Annotated in this window: 17 protein-coding genes; 16 read left to right on the plus strand and 1 reads right to left on the minus strand. The window is 73.0% G+C overall.

Going from position 1 to position 20287, the window contains the following annotated elements; all coding sequences use genetic code 11:
* Nucleotides 1–6: 6 nt before the first annotated feature.
* The 4 genes from P3T41_RS28695 to P3T41_RS28710 all read left to right on the plus strand — a co-directional run bounded on the left by P3T41_RS28695 (nucleotide 7) and on the right by P3T41_RS28710 (nucleotide 2611).
* Nucleotides 7–804, plus strand: a complete 798-nt coding sequence (locus P3T41_RS28695; RefSeq protein ID WP_280693449.1) for a helix-turn-helix transcriptional regulator — start codon at nucleotides 7–9, stop codon at nucleotides 802–804.
* 81 nt (nucleotides 805–885) lie between these two features.
* A complete protein-coding gene (locus P3T41_RS28700) occupies nucleotides 886–1488 on the plus strand; it encodes a hypothetical protein (protein ID WP_280693450.1) in 603 nt (200 codons plus the stop codon).
* Nucleotides 1443–2417, plus strand: coding sequence for a terpene synthase family protein (locus P3T41_RS28705; protein ID WP_280693451.1), 975 nt, complete (start codon nucleotides 1443–1445; stop codon nucleotides 2415–2417). The genes P3T41_RS28700 and P3T41_RS28705 overlap by 46 nt, the downstream gene beginning before the upstream one ends.
* Nucleotides 2417–2611 (plus strand): hypothetical protein, encoded by a 195-nt coding sequence (locus P3T41_RS28710; protein ID WP_280693452.1) that lies wholly within the window; start codon nucleotides 2417–2419, stop codon nucleotides 2609–2611. The genes P3T41_RS28705 and P3T41_RS28710 overlap by 1 nt, the downstream gene beginning before the upstream one ends.
* A 405-nt stretch (nucleotides 2612–3016) precedes the next feature.
* Here P3T41_RS28710 and P3T41_RS28715 read toward each other — a convergent pair whose 3' ends face one another.
* Nucleotides 3017–4381 (minus strand): hydrolytic protein, encoded by a 1365-nt coding sequence (locus P3T41_RS28715; protein ID WP_280693453.1) that lies wholly within the window; start codon nucleotides 4379–4381, stop codon nucleotides 3017–3019.
* Between the two features lie 211 nt (nucleotides 4382–4592).
* On the opposite strand from P3T41_RS28715, the gene P3T41_RS28720 reads away from it, so the two are divergent.
* The 12 genes from P3T41_RS28720 (at nucleotide 4593) to P3T41_RS28775 (ending at nucleotide 20262) form a co-directional block, all read left to right on the plus strand.
* Nucleotides 4593–5315, plus strand: a complete 723-nt coding sequence (locus P3T41_RS28720) for a LuxR C-terminal-related transcriptional regulator (RefSeq protein ID WP_280693454.1) — start codon at nucleotides 4593–4595, stop codon at nucleotides 5313–5315.
* Between the two features lie 159 nt (nucleotides 5316–5474).
* Nucleotides 5475–8678: a hypothetical protein gene (locus P3T41_RS28725; protein ID WP_280693455.1), complete on the plus strand. Its 3204-nt coding sequence runs from the start codon at nucleotides 5475–5477 to the stop codon at nucleotides 8676–8678.
* Nucleotides 8675–9427: a DUF4255 domain-containing protein gene (locus tag P3T41_RS28730; RefSeq protein ID WP_280693456.1), complete on the plus strand. Its 753-nt coding sequence runs from the start codon at nucleotides 8675–8677 to the stop codon at nucleotides 9425–9427. Before P3T41_RS28725 ends, P3T41_RS28730 begins: the two co-directional genes overlap by 4 nt.
* On the plus strand, nucleotides 9424–11514 hold the full coding sequence (locus tag P3T41_RS28735; protein WP_280693457.1) for an ATP-binding protein: 2091 nt from the start codon (nucleotides 9424–9426) through the stop codon (nucleotides 11512–11514). Before P3T41_RS28730 ends, P3T41_RS28735 begins: the two co-directional genes overlap by 4 nt.
* 151 nt (nucleotides 11515–11665) lie before the next feature.
* Nucleotides 11666–13204 (plus strand): phage tail sheath family protein, encoded by a 1539-nt coding sequence (locus P3T41_RS28740; protein WP_280693458.1) that lies wholly within the window; start codon nucleotides 11666–11668, stop codon nucleotides 13202–13204.
* A gap of 96 nt (nucleotides 13205–13300) precedes the next feature.
* Complete coding sequence (locus tag P3T41_RS28745; protein WP_280693459.1) at nucleotides 13301–13741, plus strand: phage tail protein; 441 nt, start codon at nucleotides 13301–13303, stop codon at nucleotides 13739–13741.
* Nucleotides 13738–14193, plus strand: a complete 456-nt coding sequence (locus P3T41_RS28750) for a hypothetical protein (protein ID WP_280693460.1) — start codon at nucleotides 13738–13740, stop codon at nucleotides 14191–14193. The genes P3T41_RS28745 and P3T41_RS28750 overlap by 4 nt, the downstream gene beginning before the upstream one ends.
* Nucleotides 14190–14348, plus strand: a complete 159-nt coding sequence (locus P3T41_RS28755; protein ID WP_280693461.1) for a DUF6760 family protein — start codon at nucleotides 14190–14192, stop codon at nucleotides 14346–14348. Before P3T41_RS28750 ends, P3T41_RS28755 begins: the two co-directional genes overlap by 4 nt.
* A gap of 2546 nt (nucleotides 14349–16894) precedes the next feature.
* The gene (locus tag P3T41_RS28760) at nucleotides 16895–17182 is read left to right on the plus strand and encodes a hypothetical protein (protein WP_280693462.1); all 288 of its coding nucleotides are present in this window, start codon (nucleotides 16895–16897) and stop codon (nucleotides 17180–17182) included.
* Between the two features lie 59 nt (nucleotides 17183–17241).
* On the plus strand, nucleotides 17242–17667 hold the full coding sequence (locus P3T41_RS28765; protein WP_280693463.1) for a phage tail protein: 426 nt from the start codon (nucleotides 17242–17244) through the stop codon (nucleotides 17665–17667).
* Between the two features lie 70 nt (nucleotides 17668–17737).
* Complete coding sequence (locus P3T41_RS28770; RefSeq protein ID WP_280693464.1) at nucleotides 17738–18460, plus strand: LysM peptidoglycan-binding domain-containing protein; 723 nt, start codon at nucleotides 17738–17740, stop codon at nucleotides 18458–18460.
* Nucleotides 18457–20262, plus strand: a complete 1806-nt coding sequence (locus P3T41_RS28775; RefSeq protein ID WP_280693465.1) for a VgrG-related protein — start codon at nucleotides 18457–18459, stop codon at nucleotides 20260–20262. Before P3T41_RS28770 ends, P3T41_RS28775 begins: the two co-directional genes overlap by 4 nt.
* Nucleotides 20263–20287 lie beyond the last annotated feature (25 nt).

Raw genomic sequence — 20287 nt, forward strand, 5'->3', positions numbered from 1 at the left:
TCCGCCATGGCCAATCCAGATCCTGACAGCGTCGGCGCCCGTATCGCCGCGTTCCGCAAAGTTCGCCACTTCACCCAGCGAGGCCTCGCCGACAGAGCGAACATCAGCTACAGCCTCATGTTCAAGATCGAGCAGGGCGACAAGCCGGCGAGCCCTCCAGTTCTCGCCACGCTTGCACGGGCGCTGTCGGTGTCGGTCGCTGATCTCACCGGTCAGCCATACTTGGACGCGCTCTGCCAAGACCAGCTGGACGGGTTGATCCAGCCGATTCGCGAGGCCCTGGACCTGTTTGACCTCGGTGCCGACGCTGACCTGCCGATTCGCTCGATCCAGCAGCTGACGGCGGATGCGGATCGTATGTGCGGCCTGATCCGTGGTGGCGACCTGCGGACTGTCGCTGCAGAGCTCGCTGGCCTGATCGCCGAAATTACGAGCGCCGCCTATACGGCCCCAGACGATCGCCTGTGGCAGGCCCTAGCCAGCGCCTACCGCTCCGCGTATGACATCGCCCATAAGCTCGGATTCCATGACCTCTCGGCCCTCGCCCTGGACCGCATGGCTTGGGCATCCGAACGGGCATCCGATGCTGTCAGTGCCAGCACTCGCCAATACTTGCGCTCCCTGGCCTACCTGCGGGCCGGCCAGTACCGCACTGGGATGCGCATCGCGGAGGCCGGCAGACAGCTCGCCACTCAGGCCGCCGACGGGCTTGAGAGGGAAGCCGTGACCGGGCAACTGCACCTCGGATCAGCGGTCCTGGCCGCCCGCGCTGGGCAACGGGACGAGGCAGAGCTAGGGATCTGACCCACTATCACCAAGTCGTGATAGTTGGCTTCCTTGCAGCCCGGCACGCTTCTACTGGCAGACCACCAGTCAGGAGCAGCAGTGCACGTGATGGAGCGCGCCACCGCGCGATGGATTCCTCCGGAGGGCACGGTTGAGGCCGTTGCGGCCGGCCAGTTCTGGGACGCGGTCGCCGTCCCTCAGTACATCGGCCTTGCAGCCTTGGAAATCCTCGACCAGCCTTCAAGACCGCGCCTCGGCCCGGTTATCTGGGACAGCTCCGGCCGGCCCCGGATGTACTTCCTCATCCCACTTTCCTCGCCGCTGTCATGGACCCATGAGCGCCTGCTGGCGGCTGGTTCGTTCGTCACGGTGCCGGGCCGAACGACGCTGGGGCTGCCCGGGCCATTCTGGATCGTCCCGCCCGATCCGGACGATCCGGGCGCTCTGGTGGATGCGTGCCTGCTACGGCGTGCCCTGGACCGGATGCGCACCGCTGCTGTGGCGGAGTATCACCCTGAGGGCTCAGCGCCTCAGCGGATGCTCGTAACCCTCGCTCAGCTGCATGCGGCGGCCTGCATCGTCTGTGGAGCGGAGGGCAGTGTCTTCGTGCCTGCCAGCCATGCTGTGACGCCTCCATCCGGGCCAGGGCAGCTCGCGTGGGCCGTGGTTGCATGCGCCGAGTATGCGGCGGTGGCGGCATGATTGAGAGTGACACCCGGCATCCGGGCCTGCACCGGGCCGTCCATGCCTTCCTGGAGCGGCATGCGCTGCACCATGACCCGCTCGGATATCTGGAGCACGGCTACGTACCCCTGTTCCTGGCCGGGTGGCGGGGTTCGACCGGAGAGCCGTTGGAGTTGGCCGCGTGTTGGGGGCTGTTGGTGTGGCGGCTCGATGACGTGTTCGACACGGAACTGCGCGACGCGGCGCTGAAGGTGGTCAGCGTGCTCGTCGCGCGGCTGGTCGATGTGCTGGACGGGGAGCCTGCCGAGCCAGGCGACCACCCCGCCGTGCGGGCGCTCGCGGACCTGGTCGAGCGGACTCGGGCGGTGATGCCGGAGGGCTGGTGGACGCGCTACACGGCCGAGTTGGACGCGTGGCTTCATGCGGCGGCGGACAAGTTGGAGGGCTATGTCCGCCCGTGCCGTACGCCGACGTTGCGGGAGTACGTGACGTTGCGGCCGATCGACGGTGGCATGTTGCTCGCGGCGATGTGGACCGAGCTCGCCTTGCAGTGCGTCACTCCCGACTGGACATCCCTGCCGGTGAACTCGCTGCTCAGCTGTTTCTCGGAGATCGGCACCCTGACCAACGACCTCGCGGCCAATGGCCAGGGTGACACCTTCACCGCGCAAGACGCCCTGGCCCGCTCCACGGGGCTGTCCGCCGAGCAGGCCCGCCGGCGGGTGCGCGAGCAACTGGAAGCGGAGAAGCACCGGTTCGCGTGGCTGCTCATGGCCGTACGCGCCGATGCCATCGCCGACCTCGCAGGCCGCTATCCGGCGCCCCTGTCTGCGGACACGGTGAGGTTCGCACTCGCGCTCGACCGGTTCCGGCAGGCGCTCACCGACTGGACGCGCACCAGCTCCCGGTACCAGCAGACGACCGCCCTGATCGAGAGGACCAGTTGATGAAGCCCCACCAGAGCATGGCACTCGCGGAACTGCGCACCCTCGGCCGCCGCCTGGACGCCGCCGCGAAGCAGGGCGCCGACGCCACCGTGCTCGACCCGCTGCTCACCGACATGCGGCACCTGCACGAGCGGATCACCGACCACCTGGCCGCTGAGCTCGGCCTGCCGCTCCGCTGGTCGTACGCCGGTTGACCCGGGTGGCCTGACCGCCGATCAGACTTCCGCGTCCGTCCTCAGCACGACTCGCTGTGCGGTGCGGCTCTCGCGACCGCCCTGGACGGGCAACATCGTTACGCTACACCTGGGATGACTGTACGTCAGCCACGCGCCCAAAGGGCAGACTTCGCTGTTCGCAGAGGACACGCCGGCTGCCCCGCGCGGGCAGTCCCACGTCACCGGGCCACGTATCGGCAGGCCTTCGGTGTAAGGGTGAGGGCGAAGGGGCAGTGGTGATTGCGCGGATGAACCGACCGCCCGCCGAAGGGGGCCGGGCGACTCCCCAGGAGCGCCCGGGACGTGCGGACCAGCTGCCCGCTGCTCGCCGATCGCTGCCCGTTTGCCCGGAGGGGGGAGGGATGCCCTGGACGCCGATTCGGATCAGCCCCTGGTATCGATCAGTTCTCCGCTGACGTTGAGCAGTTCGTGGCATCCGGACGCCTGCTTCCCCGAGGCAGGCGTGCCCGGCTGCTGGCAGGTCACGCTCGCCGTCACCGTCTGGTCCTCGGAGACCTCGATGGGAGTCACCCAGTGGTAGTCCTGGTTGCGGAAGGTTTCCAAGGCGATGGTCGTGATCGTCTGATCGCCGAACTTGATGGTGATCAGCCCCTGGTCGCCCTGGAAGTTGGCGACAACGATGTCGGTGATGCCGAAGACCTTGCCCTTCGGCACCTGGTAGCTGCCCACCGCGGCGGCGCCGCCGGCGGTCTGCACGTCGATCGTGGCGGAGCTCTGCTGGCCGGCTCCACCTCCGGCTGCCGCCGGGCCGCCGCCGGTGCCGCCGCTCGGCTGTCCGGATCCCGGCTTGCCGCCCGTGTTCCCGCCGGCCGAGCCCGTCGGGGCTGTGCCGGCGGGAGGACTCGGCCAGGCCGAGGCCTTCTGATCGACGGCCTGCTGGGCGGCCTGCTTCGCGGAGCTCTGCACCGTGGGCCGCACCAGGGCGAACCAGGCCAGCAGCAGCGCGATCAGCGCCGCGAGCAGCACGAGCAGCCACCTGGGGAAGATCGAGAGCTGGACGAACTCACCGTTCAGCGACTGCCGCAGGTCGGCCGACGAGAGGCCGCCCTGCTCGTCGGCAGTGGCAGTGGCAGTGGCAGTGGCAGTGGCAGTGGCAGTGGCAGTGGCCTCGCCCGCCGGGGCGGCCGCGGCCCGGCCGACGGAGATCTCGAAGGCCCGGGTGACCGGCTTGCCGAACCAGATCAACCTGCGGGTGCGGACCCGGACTCCGGCCTCAGCCGACTCGCCGGGTTCGAGTCGCACGCGGTCCGGGGCGACCCGGAAGCGCAGGTCCTCGCCGGCCTGGCCGGGGGTGAACGTCACCGTGGTGACCGCGTTCCCCAGGTTCCGCACCGAGGCGCGGTAGCGCGCGCGGAGCCAGCCGCGGCGGCGGCGGGGTGCGAGCGCGGCGCGCAGTTCGTGGAAGGGCGTGACGGTCACCGTGGTCTCGGGAACCGTCACGAGCTCGGGGCGCTCGGCGGGCAACACCCGGATGCCGAGCGGGAATTCGCCGGCCCGCACGTCGGGGGAGCGGGGCGGCGCGAGGCGCACCGTCACCGTCTCGGAGGTGCCCGGGTAGAGGGAGACGCGGGCCGGCTCGACCGTCGTCCACGGGGCGCAGGCTCCGACCACTTCCAGCGCGTACGCCTCCACGATGTCGGTCTCGTTGCGTACCGTCAGAGTCGTCGTCACCACGCCTCCGGGCGACACCGTCAGCGCGGGCAGGCCGAGTTCGGCGGATGTGGTCATACCGCGACGGTAGGACCGCCGGACACCCCGCGCAGAGGGACGCGCGGGCAAGCCGTGGGCACGCGCCTTGCCCGCGAGAGCAGACCCGGTGCTGCCCGGCGACGCCGTCGCCACGCGCTCAGGCACGCTTCAGGCCCGACCCCGTGACGTGGCGGTCCAGTCGTCCGCACCACAAGTCCACCGGCGGCGCACAGGTAGAACGGAACAGTTGATGACGTCGATCGAGACAACCCATGAGGCGGCCGTGGCGACGCGGATCGGCCATGCCCGAATCCCCGCGGTCGCCGCGGCCGCCGAGGTGCGCGTCAAGCCGAGCCGGGTGCCGGTGGCGCTGTACGCGGAGGACATCATCCTGCAGACCGGTGTCGTGCATCAGCTGCGGCAGCGCCCTGAGGTGGAGCTGCTCAGCGACGGCGAGGCCGGGCGGGCCCAGGTCTCCCTGATGGTGGTCGACACGCTGAACGAGGCGGTGACCGAACGCCTGCGCCGGCTGCGCCTCAGCACGTCGAGCCGGACCGGGCTGGTGGTGGGCCACTTCGAGGCGGGCGGGCTGCAGACCATCATCGAGTGCGGCGTCACCGCCGTCCTGCGCAGGTCGGAGGCCGACCAGGACCGGCTGGTGCATCTGATCACCGCGCTGGCCAACGGTGAGGGCGTGATGCCCGGGGACCTGCTCGGCACGCTGCTCGACCGGGTCGGGAGCCTCCAGCGCAGCATGCTCGACCCGCGGGGCCTGTCCCTGTCGACCCTGTCGACCCGCGAGGCGGAGATGCTCCGGCTGGTCGCCGACGGTCTCGACACGGCCGAGATCGCCGCGCAGACCGCCTACTCCGAACGCACGGTCAAGAACGTGCTGCACGAGATCATCACCCGGCTGGGACTGCGCAACCGCGCCCACGCGGTGGGGTACGCCATGCGCCACGGCCTGATCTGAGCCCGCAGCGCAGCCGTATCCGAGCCGGTGGCGCAGCGGCGGATTGCCCTCAGGGACACCGCCCGTTACCCCCGGCTCGGGTATCCGGGGCCTGTCCCCGCCCACCCGGGCCGGGGAGACTGCCGGGAGCAACGCCCTTCTCGGTCTGTGAGGTTGAGCGTGATCGGCGCCCCCGGTACTCCCGCCCCCGGTACTCCCCGCTCCATCCGGCGCTCGGCACGAGCAGCCGTCGCGGTCCTGCTGTCCGTGGCGGCGGCCGTGCTGACGCTGGGCACTGCGAACCCCGGCGGGCCGGGCAACGGCCGGGCCCCGGTGGCCGCCGGGGCCGCGCCGGCCGCCGGGCGGACCGTCTTCGCCGGCACGGACCACCGCAGCCTGGCGCGCGTGACGGGTGCGACGTCGAGCACACCACTGTTCGGGCTCGGTCCCGTCCACTTCGACGTGGACCCCTCGGCCCGCGGCAGCCTGCTGGTCTTCACCAGCCTGCGGGACAGCCCACTGCCCCAGGTGTACCTGCGCGACGCGTCCGGCGGGGTGCACGAGCTCACCACCGGCATGGACACCGCCGACCCGACGCTGACCCCGGACGGCAAGGCCGTCGTGTTCGACGCGCTGGAGCCCGGCGGAAGCGGCGGGAATCCCCAGCGGGACCTGTGGGTGGTCAACGCCGACGGCACCGGGCTGCGCAGGCTGACCGACACCTCGTCCAATGAGACGCATCCGACGGTCTCGCCCGACGGCCAGTGGGTCGCCTACGACTGCGACGCCGACCCGGCGCACATCCAGGTCTTCGTCATGCCGCTGGCCGGTGGTGCGGCGAGGCAGATCACCGACGTGACCACCGGCAGCGCCATCGACCCGGCGTGGAATCCGGTGAACAGCGACGCGCTCCGCAACCAGATCGTCTACACCTGGGACCAGGGCGGCCAGACCGGTCCCCAGCTGCACCTCACCTCGCCCACCGGCGGCGACCGGGCGTTCTTTCCCGGCACCGGCTCCACCTGGCAGAGCGGATCGGCTGCCTGGCTGCCCGACGGCAGCGGGGTGCTCTTCGTGAGCCCCAACCTGTCCGACGGCACGCTGACGGCGATCCAGCACGTGTACCGCGCCCCGACCTGTTCCTGCACCCCGCCCCAACCGCTCTACAGCGACGACCGGTTGATCGAGACGCCGACCTGGCTGGGCACCCAGACCGGCGGCGGGCCCGTGGTGGGACAGACGACCGCGGCCACCGCCCACGTGGCCGATGTGGAGGACGTCCTTCCCGACGGGACGGACCCGCGCGACCTGGGCATCAGCGTGCTCAGCGAGGACCCGGCCGCCGACACCAACACCAACCCCGACCCTGCGGCCGACCCGCTGTTCAATCCCCATGCCGGGTACGACCCGTGGTTCGAGCGGCAGAGCTACACGCCGGACGGTCGGCAGATCGTGGTGACCCGCTTCGAGGATTCGCCGGCCGGCCGCATCGAACGCATCTGGCTGGCGGGCGCCGACGGTTCGAATCCGCAGCCGATGAACCTCGCCGGGCGCGGGCCGAACGACTGGGACACCGACCCGGCCTTCTCACCGGACGGCAAACTGATCGCCTTCACCCGGACCTCTCCCGGCGGTGTCGGAGCGGCGTCCGGGCCGGGGCGGATCGTGATCGCGCAGGTGTCGACGGGAGCGATCGTCGGCACCGTCGAACCGCCGGCCGACCAGCCGCAGGCGTCCGAGGCCGAGCCCTCGTGGTCCCCGGACGGCAAGCTGATCGCCTTCACCAGGACCGAGGTGATCAACGGCAACGCCGGCAACAAGCACATCTGGACCGTGCCCGCCGCCGCGCTCGACCAGCAGACCGACCTGAGCCTGACGGCGTGTCCGGGCGCCTGCGACGTCATCGACGACAGCCCCGTGGTCTCGCCGGACGGCCAGCACATCGCGTTCAACCGCAAGGGCGGTGACGGCGGGTTCAACCAGCAGGACGGCATCGTGGTCACCTCGTCGACCGGCACCGGCTGCACGGTGATCCTGCCCGCCGGGCTCAGCCAGGACCCGGGCGCCTGCGGCCGCCCGCTGCCGGACACCTCCGAGACCGGCCCGTTCCAGCCCCGCGACGCGGCCTGGACGGCGGACGGCTCGCACCTGGTGGTCACCTCCCGCCGGGCGCTGGCGCCGAACTCGCCGGAGGGACTGTCGGTCTACGACTTCGCCACCGGCAAGCTCACCCCCGTCGACTGGCGGCTGCCGGGGCGGCAGAAGGAGCCGAGCGTCCAGCAGTCGGTGGACCTGAAGTTGAGCGCGCCGGCCACCACGCCCCCGGTGTCTCCCGGTGGCGGCACGACCGTGGCGATCACCGTGACCGACAAGGGACCCGCTCCCTCGCCGGGCACCGTCCTGACGGCGACGGCGCCGACCGGCGCCCGGCTCGGCGGGCTGACCGCCTCGGTCGGGCAGTGCGATGCCGGGGCCCTGCGCTGCGACCTGGGCACCCTGACGCCGGGTCAGAGCGTCCAGGTGACCGCCACGGTCATCGGCACGCAGGTCGGCGATCAACCGTTCGGCTGGTCGGTCGCCGGGACGGTCGTCAACCCGAACCCCGGCGACGAGGCGGCGCAGACCGTCGTCCCCGTCGTGGCCGCACCGCCGCCCACGTCGCCGCCGCCCACATCGCCACCGCCCTCCTCCCCGCCACCGCAGCCCTCGCCGTCCCCGCAGCCCTTGCCACCCCTGCCGCAGGCCGGCCCGGGAGTGTCGATCGGCGCCCAGCCGAACCCGGGATACGTCGGCGGCCACGTGACCCTGACCTACACGGTGCGCAACAGCGGCCAGGCGCCCGCGACCGGTCTGCGCCTGTCGCTCGGCCTGCCCGCGGGTGTCCCCAACGAGCCGCTGCCTGCCGGCTGTTCGGGCGGTGCCTGCGTGCTGGGCGACCTGTCCCCGGGCGGCAGCGAAGTCGTGCAGGTGGTGCTGTCACCCGTCGCGGCCCTGCAGACCACGATCACCGCGGTCCTGACCACCACCGGCACGGACGCCCACCCGGGCGACCACGTGGCGCGGACCCCGCTGCGCATCCTGCAGCCCCGCATCGTCGCGGTGCCGCCGATCGGCAGGCCCGGGTTCGTGACCTCGGTGCGCGGCGTGGACTTCCCACCGGGCGCGCCGGTGACGTTCACCTGGCAACCCGGCATCACCGCCGCCGCGGCGCCCACCCACCCGGCCGCCGACGGCACCTTCGCGGGCCAACTGCTCATCCTGCCCAAGGACGAGACGGGTCCACGGACCATCACCGCGAGCGGTCCCGGGTTCTCGCCGGTGACCTGCCCCTTCCTCGTGGTGGCCGGCAGCATCGGCCCGCCGGGGGAGGTGGAACGGCGGTGATCCACGAGGTCGACGAGGCACTGCGGCTGCTGCTCGCCGAGAGCGGCCTGGAGGAGGGCGGGGTCGAGCTGGTCTTCGACTCGCCCAGCCGGGACTGGGCCGCGCGGCGCAACGCTCCGACGGTCAGCGTCTTCCTCTACGCGATCCGCGAGCAGGTGGCCCGCCGGCAGTCCGGTGCCGCCGCCGAGTACGACGCGGACGGCCTGGTCGCGGCCTGGCGCACCGCGCCCCGCTGGTTCGAGCTGGCCTACCTGGTGACGGCGTGGACCAACCGACCGCAGGACGAGCACCGGTTGCTCTCGGAGGTGCTGCGCTGCCTGACCGCCGCGCCCGAGCTGCCCGCCCGGCTGCTCACCGGCACCCTGGCCCAACTCGGGCTCGGCGTCCGGCTCGAGACCTCCGGGCGCGGCGAGGGCCTGCCGTCGGTGTCCGACGTCTGGTCAGGCCTGGGCGGGGAGTTGAGGCCTTCGATCGACCTCAGGGTGCTCGCCCCGCTGGCCGGCGAGCGCAGCCCGGCCGGGCCCGCGGTCACCGAGGGGCTGGCACTGCGCGCCACCGACACGAGCGGGGCGAGCGGCGGGCCCGGCGAGGACCACGCAGACGGCCAGTCAGAGGGCGACGCAGCCGGCGACAGCCGTCGGTTGCGCTTTCGCGGCGGCGGGACGGATCCCGGCCCGGAGGGCTTCGCGGCGCCCCGGGACCGTCCGCTGCCGCCCGGTCGCCGGCGGCGCGGCGGTCCGCAGCGGTGACCCCGCACGTCGGGGTGGTCGAGAGCGCGCCGGCGCTCGACCTCGATCACCTGTGGGACCGGCTGCGCCGCGTCGAGCAGCGGGTGCGGGCCGCCGTCCGCGAGCGCAGGGCCGACGATCCGGACCCGGACGACCCGTACCGCGGCCAGTACCTCACCCCGGAGGCGGTGGAGCGGATCCTGGCGGCCCCTGCCGCGACGGGCTACGCCGGCGCAGGTCTCGGGGACCCGCCGGAACCGCCGCCCGGGTCGCGGACCGAGCGGCTCGCCGGCGCCTTCGGCCTGCTCCCGGTGGACCTCGAACTCCTGCTGGTGTCGATCGCCCCCGACCTCGACAGCCGGTTCGAACGGCTCTACGGCTACCTCAACGACGACCTGACGCTGCGCCGGCCGACCATCGGGCTGGCGCTCGAACTGTGCGGCCTGCCGGGGGCGGGCGCCGGCCGCTTCCGGTTCTCCGCGCAGGCTCCGCTGATCGCTGGCGGACTCCTGGAGATCACCGAGCCGGAGCGCCCGCTGCTCTCCCGGGGCCTGCGGGTGCCCGACCGGGTGACGGCCCACCTGCTCGGCGACGACGAACTCGACAGCGCGTTGCGCGGGTTGGTCCGGGTCAGCCGGGCCGGCGCCGGCCTGCCCGAAGAGCCGGCCCGCCGCATCGGCGCCGCCGCGTCGAACGGTGGCGGACTGGTGCACCTGCTGGACCAGGGCGGCAACGCCGGCCGGCTGGCGGTCGACGCCCTCGCGGGCACCGGTTGCCGCCCGCTGGTCCTCGACGTCGCCGCGCTCGCCACCCGCCCCCCGGAGGCCACCGTGCGCGCGCTGGCCCGCGAGGCGCGGCTGAGCGGCAGCGGCGTGGTGCTGGGCCCGCTGGACCGGATCGAACCCGAACGCCCCGAGCGCGCACGGCTGTTGCGCGAGCTGTGCGTGGAGCTCGCCGGCGTTCCGCTGATCACGTACGGCAGCCACGCGTGGGATCCGGCCTGGGCACCGGAGAGCCCGGTCGTGATCGCGGTCCCGCCGCCGGACCCGGGGCAGCGCGCCGAGCAGTGGGCGCGCGCGTTGAGCGGCTCGCGAGAAGGGACCGGCGAGGGCGCGCACGCCGCGCTGAGCGGCGAGCTGGTTGAGGCCCTCGCGCCGTACCAGCTGGACGCGGACCAGGTGGCCAGAGCCGCCGATGTGGCGGCCAGGACGGCGGCGGCCGAGCGCCGTTCGGTGAGCGCGGACGACCTGCGGGCCGCGGTGCGGGCGCAGAACGGGGCCGGACTCGCGCGCCTGGCCCGGCGGATCGAGCCGGCGGTCGGGTGGGACGACCTGGTGCTGCCCGAACCCACCGCGCGCCAGCTGCGCGAACTCGCCCTGCGCGCGAAGCACCGCGACCGGGTGCTCGGCCAGTGGCGGATGCGGCCGGGCGGCGGTCGGGGGCGCGGGGTGATCGCCCTGTTCGCCGGCGCGTCGGGCACCGGCAAGACGATGTCGGCCGAGGTGGTCGCCGCCGACCTCGGCATGGAGCTGTACGTCGTGGACCTCTCCACCGTCGTGGACAAGTACATCGGTGAGACGGAGAAGAACCTCGAGCGCGTCTTCACCGAGGCGTCGCAGGTGAACGGCGTCCTGCTGTTCGACGAGGCCGACGCGATCTTCGGGAAGCGGTCGCAGGTCAAGGACGCCCACGACCGCCACGCGAACGTGGAGTCGGCCTACCTGCTGCAGCGCATGGAGTCCTTCGACGGGATCGCGGTGCTGACGACGAATCTGCGCGCCAACCTGGACGAGGCGTTCACCCGGCGACTGGACGTCATCGCGGAGTTCCCCGTGCCGGACGAGGAACGGCGACGCGCCCTGTGGGAGCGCTGCCTGGGCCCCCGGATCCCGCGCGCGGACGACCTCGACCTGGAGTTCTGCGCGCGGCGCTTCGAGCTCGCCGGCGGCTCCATCCGCGCGTGCGCGGTGACCGCGGCCTACCTGGCCGCCGAGACCGGGCGGCCGCTGAGCATGGCACAGGTGGTCTCCGCGGTGGTGCGGGAGTACCGCAAACTCGGCCGCCTGGTGCTGGAGAGCGAGTTCGGGCCGTGGCTGGGAGGCAACTGACCGGAGGGCACCGCCGCCGGACGCCGGGTACGCGCCGTACTGCCCGCCGGGGCAGCGTTCTTGCCCCTGGTCCGGGACCACGGGACATGTCGGCGGCGGCGGCTCGGCCGCAGACTCGGTGGCGGATGATCGGGCGACCGAAGGAGCGAGTATGCCGTCGTACCTCACCCCGGGCGTGTACGTGGAGGAGGTCCAGTCCGGTGCCCGGCCGATCGAGGGAGTCGGCACGGCCGTCGCCGCGCTGGTCGGCTTCGCCGAGACCGGTCCCTTCCACGAGCCCACCCTGGTGACCAGCTGGGACCAGTACGTGCAGACGTTCGGCGGCTTCACCGAAGGCACGTACCTGCCCCATGCCGTGTACGGCTTCTTCGCCAACGGCGGCGGCTCCGCCTACGTCGTCCGGGTCGGCGGGGCGGCGGTCGGCGGCGGGCCGGCCCCCGTCGGCAGGGCACCCGAGCCCACCGCGGTCGCGGGATTCCTCTTCTCGGCGCTGCCCGGTGCGGGCGGCGACGTGTCCGTCGAGATCGCCGACGCCGAGGGCGAGAACGTCCCGGAGGACCGGTTCCGGCTGCTGGTCCGCAAGGGCACCGAGGTGGCCGAGACGTACGACGTGTCGACCCGCCGGAACAACAAGGGCTATCTGGTCACCCAGCTGCGCGAGTCGAAGCTCGTCGCGGTCACCGAGCAGCCCGGCACCGCGCCGAGCCGCCCGGAGCGCCAGACCGTCGCCCTCGCCGAGACGCCCGCGGCCGCGCCGGCGCCGGTGCCCCCCGGCACCCGGCTCGACCCGGCCGAGTACGTGGGCGATGCCGCGGCCCGCACCGGATTCGCGGGGTTGGAGGCGATCGACGAGATCACCATGGTCGCGGCGCCCGACCTGATGAGCGCCTTCCAGCGCGGCGACCTCGACGCGGAAGGGGTGCGGACCGTCCAACTGGCGGTGATGTCGCACTGCGAGCAGATGGGCGACCGGATCGCCGTCCTGGACACCCCGCCGAGCATGAACGCCCAACGGGTGCGCGGCTGGCGGATGGACGAGGCGGGTTTCGACTCCCGCTACGCCACCCTCTACTACCCGTGGATCAAGGTGTTCGACCCGGCGAGCGGCCGGAACGTGCTGGTCCCGCCGAGCGGGCACGTCGCCGGGGTGTGGGCGCGCAGCGATGCCGAGCGCGGCGTGCACAAGGCGCCGGCCAACGAGGTCATCCGCGGCGCGGTGGACCTGGAGATCCGGATCAGCAAGGGCGAGCAGGACCTGCTGAACCCGATCGGCGTCAACTGCGTGCGTACGTTCCCCGGGCGCGGCATCCGGATCTGGGGCGCCCGGACCCTCTCCTCGGACCCCGCCTGGCGCTACCTCAACGTGCGCCGGCTCTTCAACTACCTGGAGGAGTCCATCCTGTTGGGCACCCAGTGGGTGGTGTTCGAGCCCAACGACGACCGGCTCTGGTCCAGCATCCGCCGCAACATCACCGCGTTCCTGACCGAGGAGTGGCGGCGCGGTGCGCTCTTCGGCCAGACCGCCGACCAGGCCTTCTACGTCAAGTGCGACGGCGACAACAACCCGCAGGAGTCCATCGACCTCGGGCAGGTGGTGTGCGAGATCGGGGTCGCTCCGGTGAAGCCCGCGGAGTTCGTGGTGTTCCGGCTGGCCCAGTTCTCCGACAGCACGAGCCTCGTCAACGAGTGACCGGCGGCTGACCCGCGACTGACCAGCCAGTGACCAGCCAGTGACCAGCCAGTGACCAGCAGAGTCGGCACACACACGGGAAGGTGACAGGAAGTCATGGCACAAGGCGATCCGCTCGTCACACATACGTTCGGCGTCCAACTCGGCGGCTACAACGTCGAGTACCTCCAGGAGGTCAGCAACCTCGTCGTCGAACAGGACGTGATCGAGTACCGGCAGGTGAGCCAGCAGGGCAAGCTGATCGTCCGCAAGCAGCCGGGAGCGCGGCGGCCGGGCGAGGTGACCATCAAGCGCGGTCTCGACTCGAGTTCGGCCTTCACGAAGTGGATCAAGGAGACCCTCAACAAGGGTGCGATCAACAGCGCGCGGCAGAACCTCACCATCGAGGTCAAGAACACCGAGACCCGCACCGCGCGCCGCATCCAGCTGACGAACGCCTGGGTCAGCCGCTGGGAGGGCCCGACCTTCAGCGCGGGCGACTCGGGGCCCGCGACCGAGACGGTGACCATCGTGTTCGAAGAGATCACGGTCGAATGAGGCGTCGGATCGGCCTTGACGAAGTCCTGGCGCAGGTACCGGGTGCGGAGCAGTCGACCGCCGCACCCGGCCAGCAGCGGGAGCCGCACACGGAGTTCGAGTTCGAGCTGCCGCGGGGGTACGTGGACGACGACGGCACGGTGCACCGGTACGGCGCCATGCGCCTGGCCACCGCGCGGGACGAGCTGATGCCCCAGATCGACCTGCGGGTCAAGGAGAACCCGGCCTACCTGAGCGTGGTGCTGCTCAGCCACGTGATCACCAGGCTCGGCACCGTGACCGACGTGCACGCCGGTGTGGTCGAGCAGATGTACGCGACCGACGTGGCGTTCCTCCAGGACTTCTACGAGCGGATCAACAGCGAAGGCCACACCCGCGCGGCGGTCACCTGCCCGCACTGCGACGGCACGTTCGAGGTGGACCTCGCCGGTGGGCGCCTGGGGGAATCGTGACGTACGCGCCTGCTCGGCTGTACGAGGAGATCGCGTACGTCGCCTACCACTTCCACTGGCAGCGTGAGTCGATCCTCGACCTGACCCACCGCGAACGCCGGGAGTGGGTACGGGAGATCGCGCGGATCAACACGCGCGTCAACGAGGGCGGGTGAGCGGCATGGGCTTCTGGGACCGGCTCACCCGCCGGGGGACCGACGGCGCGGCGGGCGAGGTTCGCGACACGCCGGGCGAGGTGCGGGCTCCGCAGGCCGAGGAGCGGGCACCGGAGCGTCGCGGCGCGGGGTGGGACGGGGGCTGGCGTGCGGTCGCGCCGTTGACGCCGACCATCGCGCGGGCGGTGACCGGGGTCAGCGACGGCCTGCGGTTCCGGTCCCGGCTCGCGGCCTGGCAGGACCCGTGCCGGTGCGGCGCCATCGGGCATGCGCTGCTCCCGTCGGCTCCGGCAGGGATCCTGCGGGTGGTGGGACGGCCGCTGGGCCCGGCGACGGTGGCCGGTGCGTCCGGGCCCGCGCTGCCGTACGTGGTGCCGCTGCCGGACGTCGCGCCGGCGTACGTTGCGCCGGCGGCGGACGCGGCGCTGGAGCAGGCCGCGCAGGTCGCCCAGCCCGCGCGGCTCGGCGGGACGCGGAGCGGGGCGGGGCGGCAGGTGCGGCGGTCCGGAGCCGTCCAGCGACGGCTGCCCGTCAGGTCGGTGACGCCGGTGACGCCGGTGGTTCCCGGGGACCGCCTCGCCGGAGCGCGTGCTGGCAGGGCTCCTGACGGCGGGGGTGCGCCGGCGGCGGGACGGGAGGATCGGCCGCGCGCGGTTGCTTCGCGCCCGGTTCTCCCGCGTTCGGTCGGCGAGCCGCTGACCGTGGCGCCGCGGCCCCGGTCGCTGCCCGTGCGGACGGTGGCCGTGGTCCCGCCCGCCGGTGCGGCACGCGTGGCGGGGGCGACGTCGACGCCCGGGCGAGTTGCCGGGGCGCAACCCGGGCCGGGCGAGGCGCCGCCCGCCGGCACCCGCTCGCCCGTGACTCCCGGTACTCCCGTGACTCCCGCGATTCCCGAGTCGCCCACGCCGACCGCCTCGGCCCGACCGACCGACCCGACCGTGCAGCGAAGTGCCGTAGCAGGCCGGCCACTTCTCGGCGCGCCGCTGACGTCGCTGCCCGCGAGCGCCTCGCCACGGCCCGCCGCCGACGGTCGCAGCGGCACCGAGGGCAGGTCGGGTCCGGTGTCCGCGCCGATGCCGATCGTCCCCTCCTCCGCCCGGCCGGTCGGCCCTGCCGACCCGGTGACGGGCGCGCCCGGCGGGCCGGGACCGTCGGCCGTCCCCCAAGTGGGCGGTCAGGTACGGTCGCGCCCCGCCAACGCACAGCCCGAGCCCGACCGGGGTGGCGGGTCCACCGTCGTTCCGCCGACGGCAGCGCCCGCCGCACGCACGCGCGGGGGACTGGGCGCACCCCTCGATGCGCTGCCGCCGACCGCAGGGTCGCCGACCGGCACTGCCGCGTCTTCCGGCAGGCGCGCCCCGGTGCGGCGCGGCACGGGGGACGGGAGTGGATCCGCGCGCGGGAACGGCGCGCCGACCACCGGTCCCAGGCCACCGCAGCCGGCCGCTGCCCCGGAACAGACCCGGCACCCCCGCAGCGCCGGCGCCGCCCCGAGCGTGCAGACGGCCGTTGCGCCGGGCGAGTACGGGCCGACGGTACCGGTGCGCCCGCCGATCGGAGGTGGCCCGGGGGGAGGTGGCCCGGCGCGTGCGGCCGAGCCCGGCCACCGCACTCGGGGACTGCTCGGCGAGCGCCGGATGGGGCTCGCTCTCGCCGCCACACCCGTGGCGGCGGCGCCCGCGGCCGGTACCGGCCCCGCACCGGCGTCCGCCGCGTCCGCCGCGCCCGTCGTCAAGGCCGCCTGGCGGCAGGACCCGCCCGACCCTCCCGCGCGCACCGACACCCGGCCGGGCGCGGAGCCGGCGGCGCCTGGGACTTGGCGGCGCCGTGTCACCGCCGCCCTACGGCTCCAACGGCGCGAAGCTGCCCGCCGACCCGACGCCCGGCACCCGGCGCCACCGGCGGAACTCGGCGCCGACGGTGGTGAGGTGAGGGCCCGGCAGTCCCGGGCCGCGCCCGCTGCCGCGCCCGCCTCGCCTCCGTCGACACCGGTCAGCCCGTCGGGCGCGGCGGCCCGGCGCTCGCAGTCTCCGGAGCGCGGCGCTGTCCCTTCGGGAACTCGTGCGGGAGCTCGTGCGGGGCGTCCGAGCGTGCAGCGCTCGGTGTCCGGCGGTTCGCGCCGGACCGAGGCGGATGCGCGGCCGGTGCCGCCGACCGGCTCTCGCCCCACCGAGCCGACTGCCCGGCCACCGCTGCCCGGACCCGCCCCCGGGCCCGCAGCGGTCCCTGCGCAGCGCGTGCGACGCGGGCGCCGGACCGCGCCGTCCGTCGCCACCCCGACAACTGCCATGCCCCTCAGCGCTACCGCGCCCGCGCGCGCCGCACGGGGTGGACCGGGACCGAGCGTGCCCCGGGTACGCCTCGCACCACCGCAAGGAGCGGCGGCAGTCCAGCGGCTGCCCGTCGGCGCCCGGTCCGCGCGGCCGTCCCCGGGGCAGCCGGCGAGCGACGGTACCTGGACGGCGCCCACCACGGCGGCTCCCCTCTCTCCGGCGCCGCTCTCGTGGTCGCGGCCGTCTGCCGCCACGGCGCGGGTACTGCAGCGGGTGGCCGAGGAAGAGGGGCTCTCCGGGGTGCCGTTGACCGCAGTGCCCGCGCAAGCGAGCACCGCCACGACTGCGAGCACCGCCACGACCAGCACCGCCACAACCGCGAGCACCGCCACAACCGCGAGCACCACAACGACGAGCACCGGCACCCAGACCGAGGCCCCCGCCGCCCCCGACCTCGACGAACTGGCCCGCAGCCTGGTCGAACCCGTCGGGCGGCTGCTGCGCACCGAACTGCGCAGGGGAAGGGAGCGCGCCGGACGGCCGTACGACGGCCGCCGCTGAGTGAGCGACGCAGCGGCAGTACAGGTACAGGCAGCGGTGGACCGGCGACGGAGGCAGCGATGACCGACAACACTTTCGCGACGAGCGTCTTCTTCAGGCTCACGATCGGCGGCAACGACCTGGGGCAGTTCTCGACCTGCTCGGGACTCGGCGCCCAGGTCGAGATCCAGCAGTACGCGGAGGGCGGGAACAACGGCTTCGCCTGGCAACTCCCGGGCCGCATCACCTGGTCGAACATCACGTTGACCCGCGCGGTCACCGCGGACACCACCAAGATCGCGCGCTGGCTGGACGAGATCATCCGCCGGGTGGAGCCCAAGAACGGTGAAATCGTCGTGCTGCGGCCTGACTTGAGCACCATCGTCAGCTGGCAGGTGCTCGGCATCGTGCCGGTGCGGTGGCAGGGCCCGTCGTTCGACCCCTCGAACTCCCAAGTCGCCCTGGAGACGCTGGAAATCGCCCACATGGGCCTGCGCCCGTCATGACCCACCGCCGCGCACGACCCGCCACCATGGCACACCCCACCCGACAGAGCCTCCAGGAAGGAGGTGAGGAATGTCCACGGCTGTCCCCAAGAGTGTCACCCGCGCCCAACTGACCATCATGGAGCCACCTTCGACGGTCGGCGCCGAGCCGGGCGGGGAGCTTGCCAAGCTGCCGCTCCAGTTCAACCCGGCAAGTCTCGTGCTGCGCAAGACCACGGAGTGGCGCCGCACCCCGTCCCGGATGGCCGGCCAGTCCGCGCTGCCCGAGTTCGTCGGCAGCGGACCGCGCTCGCTCAGCCTCGACGTGTTCCTCGACGCGACGGCGACCCATGACAACTCGGTGGAGCGGGCGGTGAAGCAGCTGATGACGGCGTGCGTCCCCACGCCCAGCAGCCTGGCGCGCAAGACCCCGGCGAGCCCGTGGATCCGGCTGGACTGGGGCTCCTCCACGACGACGTCGTTCAACGGGGTGCTGACCGCTCTCCAGGTCACCTACACGCTCTTCGACGTGGACGGCAAGCCGCTGCGGGCCACCTGCTCGCTCGCCATCCAGGAGGCCAGTGTCGATCCGCCGGGCCAGAACCCGACCTCAGGATCGCTGGAGGCGCGCAGCACCCACCGGGTGATCGCCGGTGACAGCCTGCCCATGCTCGCCTGGCGCGAGTACGGCGACGCGACGGTCTGGCGCACCATCGCCGAGGCCAACGGCATCGACGACCCCATGGCGTTGGCTCCCGGAACCGAGTTGATCGTGCCGAGAATTGACGAACAGTCAGAAAGGGGGCGGCCATGACGACTCCCGAGTCCCGAGGCGGCCGGGCGTTCGCCGCGGACCCCGTCGTCGAGGCGCCGGGCCCGCTGCCGCCGGTCTGGGTCTCGGAGTTGGTCTCCTGCGACGTCGAGCAGAGCGTCGGCCTGCCCGACACCGCCGTGCTGATGTACCGCGACCCGAACCACACCTTCCTCGCCGCCACCGGGATCACCATCGGCACCCGGTTGCGGGTCTCCGCCGTCACCGTGCAGGGGCACGCGCAGGTGCGGCTGTTCATCGGCGAGGTGGTCGCGCTGGAGCTGGAGGTGGACACCACGGGCTCGTTCACCGTGGTCCGGGCCTCGGCGGTGACCCATCGGCTGATGCGCGGGCGCCGGGTGAAGGCGTTCCACAACATGACGACCTCGGACATCGTCCGCAAGGTCGCCGCGGGCGCGAGGCTGCAGATCGGTCGCGTCGACCCGTTCCCCGTCGTGCACCAGCAGCTCTCGCAGGCCAACGTCTCGGACTGGGAGTTCCTCCAGTACCTGGCGCGGGAGAGCGGCGCGCTGGTGCGCCTGGACCAGGACGCGATGCTGGAGTTCGTCAAGCCCGAGCCGGCAGCCTCGGCCCCGGCCCCCAGCACCCCCGCGCCGCAGAACCCGATGGTGCTGGAGTACGGGCGCAACCTGCTGGAGCTGCGCGGTGTCCTGACGGGCGCCGCCGGGGCGGACACGGTCGAGGTGCGCGGCTGGAACGTCACCACCAGGACGGCGCTGGTCGCCACCGAACCGTCGGTGGCCAGTCAGACCGTGCGACCGGGGCTGAGTCCCTCGGCGGTGGCCGATGCCTTCAACCGCGGCACCCGGCTGACCGTCGCCGACACCCCGTACCGCACCCAGGCGGAGACCACCGCCGCCGCCCAGTCGATCGCCGCCGAGATCGCCGCCGGACTGGGCGAGTTGGAGGCGGTCGTGGAGGGCGACCCGCGGCTGCGAGCGGGCACACCCATCGCCCTGGGCAACGTCGGTGCCGCCTTCTCCGGCCGCTACACCGCCACCGCGGTGCGCCACCTCCTGGAGCCGTACCGCGGCTACCGGACCACGGTGGTGGTGAGTGCGGCGGCGGACCGCTCGCTGGCCGGGCTCGTCACCGGCGGCAACGCGCCGCCGCGCGGGCCGCGGATGCCGGGGCTGGCCGTCGCCGTGGTCACCGATGTGCGGGAACCGGAGAACGGGAAGCGCGGCTGGGTGCGGCTGAAGTTCCCGTGGCTGGACGACACTTATGTCTCCGACTGGGTGCGCACGGTGCAGTGGGGCGGGCAGGGCGGCGGCGGCGTGTTCAGCCCCGAGGTCAATGACGAGGTACTGGTGGGCTTCGAGCAGGGCTGCCTGGACAGCCCCTACGTGCTGGGCGGCCTCTACAACGGTGTCGACCAACCCTCGCCGCACGATGTGCCACTGATCGACGCGGCCGCCGGCAAGGTCAACCGCCGTTCGCTGGTCTCCCGTTCGGGGAACCGGCTGGAGCTGCTGGACGTGCCGGGCGGCCCGTCCGGCGTCCGGCTGGCCAGCGGCAACCGGAAGTTGGAGGTTCGGCTGGACGAGCGGGAGGGCGGTGAGATCGTGCTGACCGTCTTCGACGCCGACGGTGCGGCGGCGAGTTCGGTACGCCTCACCTCGTCCGGCATCACCATCGACGCCGGTACGGGAGAGGTGAAGTTGCAAGGGGGATCGGTGACCGTCCACGGCGAGACGGCGGTGACCGTCGAGAGCCCGGCGGCGGTCACCGTGGACGGCGGGGCGACGGCGGTGCTCAAGGCCGACCTCGTCCGGATCAACTGAACGACCGGAGTTCGAACCACCCGAT

This window comes from Kitasatospora sp. GAS204B (genome assembly GCF_029892155.1).
Classification (GTDB): domain Bacteria; phylum Actinomycetota; class Actinomycetes; order Streptomycetales; family Streptomycetaceae; genus Kitasatospora.